Here is a 7,951-nt window from a genome sequence, read left to right as displayed (position 1 = left end):
CGAATTCACCGGTTTGATTGAAGGTCGGGCCGGGGCCAGCCATGCGGCTTCGGTCGCCCGCCGAAGCTCCGTGCCGCTGCTCGGCTTTGCCCAGGCCGGCGCCGGCGGCTTCTTCGACGATGCCGGCTTTCCAGCCGGGCAGGGCTGGGATCTGATCGAACTGCCGACGCAATCGACCGAGAGTTCCTATGCTTTGCAGGTGCAGGGCGATTCCATGCTGCCGCTCTACCGCAATGGCGACGTCCTCATCGTCGAACCGGGCGCCGTTACCCGCAAGGGCGATCGCGTCGTCGTCAAGACCACATCAGGCGAAGTGATGGCCAAGGTGCTCGAGCGCCAGACCGTCAGGTCGATTGCGCTGGTCTCGCTCAATCCCGATCATCCCGACCGCGATATTCCCATGCGCGATGTCGAATGGGTGGCGCGGATTGTCTGGGCAAGCCAATAGGTCAAGCTGGTGCGGCTTCTCCATCATGCGCTGGCGGTTCTGATGGTCCCTGTGATGGCAGCCATTGTCGTCACTGGCGGTCACACTCTGAAAGGTAGTGAAAGCGTCATCACCGTGGACCAGCTTGATCCGGGCGCCGATGCGATGGCGCAGCAGGCTGCCGGGACGCTGCCCGAGGAGCCGGCCACATCGGCCATCGCAGCTCCGCAGCCGGCGACGCATTCGAGGGCGATCGATCCCGAAATCGTCGCGCCGCCGGAACTGCCCGCCGACGGGCTTGAACGGATCGAGCCGCGCGAGCCGCTGAGCAAACTCGCGCTGGCCGTGCCGCCCAAGCCGAAAATGCCTGACGACTGGAACGGCACAAAGCTGTTCCAGCCGGTTGCGCCGGCCGCCGGCTTGATCGAGGCGAAGGGCTACTCGGTCGCGGTTTCCGGCATCGACATCGTCAGGCAGGACGAGATTTGCAGCGAGGACGGCAAGTCCTGGCCGTGCGGCGTCCGGGCGAGGACAGCGTTCCGCGCCTTCCTGCGCGGCCGCGCGGTGGTCTGCACGGTGCCGCCGCAGGGCGGCCGCGACCTGATCGCAGCCGAGTGCCGGATCGGCAAGCAGGATGTAGGTCAGTGGCTGGTCGAAAATGGCTGGGCGCGCGCCGCCAAGGGCGGCCCCTATGTCGAGGCCGGCGACAAGGCGCGCATGGGCAAGAAGGGCATTTTCGGATCGGCGCCCGATCTGTCGGGCATGCCGGCGATGCCGGCCGCGCCAGGCCCGGCACCTCAGGCGCCGGGTTCGATCCTGGAAGAGGTCGACGGCGTGCTCAAGCCAGCTGACCAGCCAGCGCCCGCTCAATGAGCGCACGCGTCTCGGCAACGCCGTAGAGTGCTGCGAACGAGCCGAAGCGCGGGCCGCGCTCCTGGCCGATCAGCACCTGGTAGATCATCTGGAAGAAGGCGCCCGATACGCCGGGGCCGCCTTCCGGGCTCTGCTTGGAATGATCCTGATAGCGCTCGATCCTGCGTGCGACGTTGAGCGAGGCGTTCTGGATCGCTTCGCCGCTGGCGTCCGCCGGCAGCGCGCCAAGTGCTTCGTCGAGGGCTGCCAGCGCTTCGCGCTCGACCTCGTCGGCGGGCCGGAAGGTTTTCGTCGGCTTCACGAAATCGTCGAAATAGCGGATCGCATGGCCGACCAGCCGGTCGAGCTCTGGATGCGTCGCCGGCGTCACGCCTTGCGTATGACGTGAAATGAACCCCCACAGCACATCCTTGTTCTGCGCGTTGGAAGCGCTGACCAGATTGAGCAGCAGAGAGAACGGCACCGGCATGTCGATCGCTGGCGGGTTGCCGTCATGCATATGCCAGACCGGGTTGCCCAGCCGCTCCTTCCAGTCCTGGCGGGGATAGGCGGCGAGGAACGTGTAGTATTCATCCACGGCCCGCGGGATAACGTCGAAATACAGCTTCTTGGCCTGCCGCGGCCGTTGGTACATGTAGAGCCCGAGGCTTTCGGTCGGCGCATAGGTCAGCCACTCGTCGATGGTCAGCCCGTTGCCCTTCGACTTCGAGATCTTCTGGCCGTTCTCGTCGAGGAACAGTTCGTAGACGAAATGCTCCGGCGCCCGTCCGCCCAGAATGTTGCAGATACGGTCGTAGACCACCGCATTGGTCTGGTGGTCCTTGCCGAACATTTCGAAATCGACGCCAAGCGCTGCCCAGCGCATGCCGAAATCCGGCTTCCACTGCAGCTTCACGCGGCCGCCGGTGATCGAAAGCGTGGTCTCGGTGCCCTCGTCGTCGAAGGTGATGGTGCCGGCTTTGGCGTCGACATGCTTCATGGGCACGTAAAGCACGCGGCCGCTCTTCGGCGAGATCGGCAGGAACGGGCTGTAGGTCGCCTGCCGCTCGGGCCCGAGCGTCGGTAGCATCACCGCCATGATCTGCTCATAGCGCTCGGCGGCGCGCTTGAGCATCGCGTCGAAACGGCCGGCCTTGTAGTATTGCGTCGCGCTGGCGAACTCGTAGTCGAAGCCGAACGTGTCGAGGAAGCGGCAGAGCATCGCATTGTTGTGGTCGGCGAAGCTCGCATAGTCGCCGCCGAAGGGGTTGGGGACCGACGATAGCGGCTTGTGCAGATGCGGCTCGAGTGCGGCGCGGTCCGGCACGCTGTCGGGTATCTTGCGCATGCCGTCCATATCGTCGGAAAAGCACAGCAGCTTGGTCGCGACCTTGTCCTGCGTCAGGACACGGAAGGCATGGCGCACCATCGAGGTGCGCGCCACCTCGCCGAACGTGCCGATATGCGGCAGGCCGGACGGCCCGTAGCCGGTCTCGAACAGGACTGTTTGCGGAAAGTCGGCGCCTTTGTAGCGCTCGATGATCTTTTTGGCTTCCTCGAACGGCCACGCCTTGCTTTCGGTCGCGGCCGCCAGCAGCTCGGGGTTGAGATCGATGATGTTTGATCCCGCCATGTCACAGTTTTCCAAATCATCTGCCGGCCCGAAGGCGGGCCGCAGCAAGGGTTTTTCAACCGGTCTCTAGGCGTGCAGCGCCGGAGCGTCAACGCGTGCGGCGCTTTTTCCTTGCGGTGCAGAACGGGCGTTCCTAACTTCGAGGCCCGGTTCAAGGAGAAAAAATTGCCGACACCTCATGAAGCCCTGATCTATCTGATGGTCATCACCTCGGCCTCCGACCGCGACATGACCGATGTTGAACTGGCGCGGATCGGCGAGGTCGTCCGCTCCTGGCCGGTGTTCGAGGACTTCAACCACGACAGGCTGGTCGGCGTCGCCCAGGGCTGCCAGAAGCGCCTGCACGAAAAGGATGGGCTGGAGGGCGTGCTGGCTGAAGTCGCCGAGGTCTTGCCCGAGCGGCTGCGCGACACCGCCTATGCCGCCGCCTTCGAGGTTGCCGCCGTCGACCTCGAAATGCGCATGGAAGAGGTGCGGGTGCTGCAGCTGATCCGGCGTCAGCTCGATCTCGACACGCTGACGGTTGCTGCCATCGGCCGCGCGGCCAAGGCGCGGCTGCGTACCCTGACCTGAAAGTCCTTGGCTTTAGAAAAAACTGACGGGGAAATAGCGCAGATAAAATTCGGCGAACGTGCCTTTCATTGAAATTTCCTGCAGCGCGTAGTCGATCGCTGCGGCCAGCGCCGGATTGTCAGCCTTGGTGGCGATGGCCATGCCCGTGCCCAGATATTCGGGCGCCAGATAGGGCCCGCCGGCAAAGCGGCAGCAGCCCGCCGCGTCCGAGCCGCCCAGCCAGAAAGCCAGGCGCATGCCGTCGCCGAAGGCGGCGTCGACCTTGCCGGCCTTGAGATCGGCATACAGTTCTTCCGGCCTGTCGAAAGGGACGACCTGGACCGTGTTGAAATAGTCGCGCAGCATGCGCTCATGCGCCGAGCCTGATATCACGCCGACACGCTTGCCGTGCAATTTGTCAAAGACGGGCTCGGTCAGCGCCTTGCCCTTCGGCATGATGAAGCGCGCCGGAAACTGCAGATAGGAGCGTGAGAAGGCGTAGGTCGCGCGCGATTCCGGTGTGGCGGCGATGCCGGCGATGATCGCCTCGCCTTCGCCTTTCCGCAGTGCGCCTTCCAGCTCGGCCCAGGGCAGGGCCTGGATCTGGCATTTTTCGACAATGCCAAGCTCGGCGCAGATGGCGCGTGCCAGATCGATGTGGAAGCCGGACAGCTTTCCCGCACCGTCGAGGAAGTTGAAAGGCGGGAAGTCCGTGGTGGTGAGGAATCTCAGCCGGGGCAGCTTCGAAAGGTCTGGCTTGGGCAGCCGCTCCTTGGCATCCCACAGCACCGGAACCTGAGGCGCCGCGGCGCGCGCACCGTCGGCGAACGACAGCAACCCGATCAGCATCGCAAAGGCGAAGGACCTCCACCGGAACGCCAAGATAAAACTCCGCCACAGTCGTGCTCGCACCGGTTTTGGTACGAAAATGGTACAGGCACAATGGTTTTTGATTTCAACACGCCGATTTCAGGATATGATTTAGCCGGTTTGCAAATCAGCTTCGGTCGCCTCGATGAGAGGGAGCCACAAAATAAGTATGCGATTTGCAATCCGTGGTCGGTGGCGAAGTGTAAATCAGGCACGCATCATTGGCCGCAATGCACAAGGCAACATGGGGTTGATGTTGCGATGGGTCAGTTCGATCGCACGCTGGAATACATAGACCAACTGCAGCACGCCGCAACGGCGGCGGCGGTCTGCGAAAGGCTGCTGGGCATAACATCGGATTTCGGTCTCACCGCACTGATGGCGGGAACCGTCCCGCAGCCAGGCACGCCGGCCGGCCAGCAAAAGCAGCATGTGCTTCTCTGCGATTGGCCTGGCGAGTGGCTGGAGCGCTATGTCGCGCGCAACTATGTCGATCATGACCCGGTCGTCAGCCATATGAAACAGTTGCAGGCGCCCTTCCAGTGGCACGAAGCGTCCCAAGGCATCCGCATAGACAAGAGCAGCGGCGAGGTGATGGGCGATGCCGGCGCCTTCAAACTGCGCGATGGGTTGGCCTTTCCGCTGATCACGCTCGACGGCCAGATCGTCATGGTGTCGCTGGGCGGCGAGGCCGTGGAATTGTCCGCCGCCGAATTCGGCCAGGTGTCGCTGGTCTCGACCTACGCGGTTGGCCGCGCCATGCAACTCCACACCATGGCGAACAGGACCATCGATCATATCGTGCTGACGCCGCGCGAGCGCGAATGCCTGCAATGGGCCGCCGTCGGCAAGTCCGAATGGGAGATTTCGCAAATCCTCGGCATTTCCGAACACACCTCGGAGAAACATCTTCTTAACGCCAAAAGCAAACTAGGTGCCGTCAACAGGGTGCAGGCCGTCGCGGAAGCGATACGGCGCGGCTACATTAGTTAGGTCGGCCGTGCCGACCTGAAATCCTTGCCTACGCGATCACGCAATTTTCTCATCAAAGCACGGCCGTATCTTCCTCTGAACGCAGGAGACGGCGGAATGCTTTTTTCCCTTACAACCCAGGAATTGATGGAACGTCCCGACCTTTGGGAGGCCGTCCATCGTTTGCGCTACAAGATATTCGTCGAGGAGATGGGGTGGGATGACCTCAGACGCCCCGACGGGCTCGAACTCGACCAGTTCGATCACGACGAGGCGGTCCATCAGATCGTCATCAGGGGCGGTGAAGTGGCGGGTTATCAGAGGATGTTGCCGACGACGCGGCCACATCTGCTGACCGAGGTCTTGACCGATCTTTCCGAAGGAACGCCGCCGTCGGGTCCAAACATCTGGGAATTGACCCGCTATGCGGTGGCTCCCGGTTTTCGCGATGGCCGTCGCGGCGTTTCGACCGTCGGCACCGAACTGATTGCCGGTTTCGTCGAGTGGGGGCTGAAGCGCGGCGTCGACAAGGTGATCATCGAGTTCGAGCCGATGTGGGTGCTGCGCGCCTTGCAACTGCATTTCCTGGCGACCCCGCTTGGCTATCAGCGCACCTATGGCAACCAGCAGGTGGTCGCCACCTTGCTGACCTTCAACGAGCACACACTCGATGTGGTGCGGTCGCGCCGCAATCATTTTGCTCCCGTGCTGGCCAGGGGATATCCCGACATGCTCGGGCAAAGGCGTGCGTCATGAGATCGGAGACAGTCATGAGCACACATCCGCAACCTGAACTTCGCAACCACACGCTGGTGGTCACCGTGTCGTCGAGTGACGGCCGGCCGGTGCTGGACAGGAGGGCCTATGAAAGCCTGGCAAGGACCTTCCATGAAGCAGCCGACAATGAGGAGGTTCGCGTCGTCGTCTTGCGCGGCCTGGCAGGCTGTTTCTGTCTGGGCGGCGACTTCTCCGAATTCCTCGACGCCACCAAGCACCAGAAACTGATCGCCGCCGTCACCGACCTGTTCCGCACGCTGGCGACGTTTCCAAAGCCCATCCTTGCCTGCGTCGATGGCGATGCCGTCGGTGTCGGCTGCACCATCCTGTTCCATTGCGACATGGTGATCGCGTCCGATGAGAGCACGTTCAGGGTGCCGTTCGTCGATTTCGGCCTGGTGCCGGATGCGGCGACCAGCATCCTGGCGCCGCAGAAGCTCGGCTACGCCGGTGCCTTCCGCTTCTTCTGCCTCGGCGACACGCTTCGCGCCGAAGATGCCAGGGCGCTCGGCCTGGTCGCGGAGATCGTGCCGGGAGGCACCGTCGAGGAGGCGGCCCTTGGTCGGGCAAGACAGCTCGTCAAGAAGCCGGTCGCCGCCCTGCTGCAGACGCGCGGCCTGCTGAAGGGGAACACCGAGGCCCTCTGCGATCGCATCGATCAGGAGATCTCGCTTTTCCAGCAGGCGCTGCAGGATGATACGACGCTGCGGCGATTGCAGCGTATCGCCAGGCTGGCGGCTTAAGCATCATGATTGCGTCGCGCGGTTCCTGCCGCGCGACGCAAAAAAGCGTCAATCCTGTTTTCCCAGGAATGACGGCCCTTCGCCGATGATCTTCTTGTCTTCCTTGCCGATGATTTCGAGATCGCGCCCCTCATAGGGCAGAGACGACAGGATGCGCCGCATGACCGCAAGCCGCGCGCGCCGCTTGTCATTGGCCCGTACGATGATCCACGGCGCGAATTCCTTGTGGGTGCGCTCGAACATTGTGTCGCGCACCTTGGTGTAGTCGTCCCACTTGGTGATGCCCGCAACGTCGATGGGCGAAAACTTCCAGCTCTTCAGCGGGCTGTAGCGGCGGTCGTGGAAGCGCTCGAGCTGCGTTTCCCGGCCGATGTTCAGCCAGAATTTGAAGAAGTGAATCCCCTCGTTGGAGATCATCCGCTCGAAATGCGGCGTCTCGTCGAGAAACTGCTCGTGCTGCTGCGGCGTGCAGAAACCCATCACCGGCTCGACGCCGGCGCGATTGTACCAGGAGCGGTCGAAGGTGACGAATTCGCCTGAAGTCGGGAAGTGGTCGACATAGCGCTGGTAGTACCATTGCCCCAGTTCGGTCGGGGTCGGCTTGGTCAGCGCCACGTTGCGTGCCGTGCGCGGATTGAGGTACTGGCGCACCACGAAGATCGTGCCGCCCTTGCCGGCAGCGTCGCGGCCCTCGAACAGCGCCATCACCCGTTTGCCGGTCGACTGCAGCCAGGCCTGCGCCTTGACCAGCTCGATCTGCAGCTTCTCGAGCGTCTCGTCATACTCATCACTTTTCATCTTCTTGTCGTAGGGATAGCCGCCGGCAGTCAGCTTGTTGTCCTCGACCCAGTCGGGAAGCACGGGGTTTTCGATGTCGAACTCCCGTTCCTTGCCGCCGATCCTGATCTTCAGCGGCCCCGAAGTTGGCGCGGCGGGACTTTCCTTGGCTTTTTTCATCGAGACGAACCCTTTCCAGCTTCCGGACTCATGCTATGGGGAGCCTCCGGAACGGTCTAGTGGAAGTTTTTCCGCCACCGTGGACCGGGTGCGAAGGCATGGGGTGCGGGCCCGCGGGCAGATGGCTGACCTGGACACAGAGCAGAGAGGCATCGCGCAAACCATGGC

Annotated in this window: 9 protein-coding genes; 6 read left to right on the top strand and 3 right to left on the bottom strand. The window is 62.9% G+C overall.

The window, feature by feature from the left end:
* Together ENZ75_RS13325 and ENZ75_RS13320 are read left to right on the top strand one after the other, a co-directional pair.
* A partial coding sequence (locus tag ENZ75_RS13325; protein WP_164887807.1) for a helix-turn-helix transcriptional regulator occupies positions 1 to 448 on the top strand: 448 nt, incomplete at its 5' end.
* 9 nt (positions 449 to 457) lie between these two features.
* Positions 458 to 1,300, top strand: coding sequence for a thermonuclease family protein (locus ENZ75_RS13320; protein ID WP_348628039.1), 843 nt, complete (start codon positions 458 to 460; stop codon positions 1,298 to 1,300).
* Here the strand turns inward: ENZ75_RS13320 and ENZ75_RS13315 are convergent.
* A complete protein-coding gene (locus ENZ75_RS13315) occupies positions 1,266 to 2,912 on the bottom strand; it encodes a lysine--tRNA ligase (protein WP_063170009.1) in 1,647 nt (548 codons plus the stop codon). The genes ENZ75_RS13320 and ENZ75_RS13315 overlap by 35 nt on opposite strands.
* A 165-nt stretch (positions 2,913 to 3,077) precedes the next feature.
* On the opposite strand from ENZ75_RS13315, the gene ENZ75_RS13310 reads away from it, so the two are divergent.
* Positions 3,078 to 3,485, top strand: coding sequence for a tellurite resistance TerB family protein (locus ENZ75_RS13310; RefSeq protein ID WP_127389928.1), 408 nt, complete (start codon positions 3,078 to 3,080; stop codon positions 3,483 to 3,485).
* A gap of 12 nt (positions 3,486 to 3,497) precedes the next feature.
* Here the strand turns inward: ENZ75_RS13310 and ENZ75_RS13305 are convergent, their stop codons facing one another.
* Entirely contained in the window at positions 3,498 to 4,346 is an 849-nt protein-coding gene (locus ENZ75_RS13305; RefSeq protein ID WP_063170010.1) for a transporter substrate-binding domain-containing protein, read from the bottom strand.
* A 249-nt stretch (positions 4,347 to 4,595) separates the two neighbouring features.
* Between ENZ75_RS13305 and ENZ75_RS13300 the strand changes: the two genes are divergently transcribed.
* The 3 genes from ENZ75_RS13300 (at position 4,596) to ENZ75_RS13290 (ending at position 6,826) form a co-directional block, all read left to right on the top strand.
* The gene (locus ENZ75_RS13300) at positions 4,596 to 5,327 is read left to right on the top strand and encodes a LuxR family transcriptional regulator (protein ID WP_013533651.1); all 732 of its coding nucleotides are present in this window, start codon (positions 4,596 to 4,598) and stop codon (positions 5,325 to 5,327) included.
* 96 nt (positions 5,328 to 5,423) lie between these two features.
* The gene (locus ENZ75_RS13295; protein ID WP_013533650.1) at positions 5,424 to 6,062 is read left to right on the top strand and encodes an acyl-homoserine-lactone synthase; all 639 of its coding nucleotides are present in this window, start codon (positions 5,424 to 5,426) and stop codon (positions 6,060 to 6,062) included.
* Positions 6,063 to 6,076: 14 nt separating this feature from the next.
* Positions 6,077 to 6,826, top strand: a complete 750-nt coding sequence (locus ENZ75_RS13290) for an enoyl-CoA hydratase-related protein (protein ID WP_013533649.1) — start codon at positions 6,077 to 6,079, stop codon at positions 6,824 to 6,826.
* Positions 6,827 to 6,874: 48 nt separating this feature from the next.
* On the opposite strand, the gene ppk2 is transcribed toward ENZ75_RS13290, so the two are convergent.
* A complete protein-coding gene (gene ppk2, locus ENZ75_RS13285; protein ID WP_013533648.1) occupies positions 6,875 to 7,783 on the bottom strand; it encodes a polyphosphate kinase 2 in 909 nt (302 codons plus the stop codon).
* Positions 7,784 to 7,951: the final 168 nt, after the last annotated feature.

It is taken from the genome of Mesorhizobium sp. M7A.F.Ca.CA.002.04.1.1 (genome assembly GCF_004022805.1).
Lineage (GTDB): Bacteria > Pseudomonadota > Alphaproteobacteria > Rhizobiales > Rhizobiaceae > Mesorhizobium > Mesorhizobium ciceri.
Note: the sequence above shows the minus strand (reverse complement) of the source record. Positions and strands in the feature narration are given on the sequence as shown.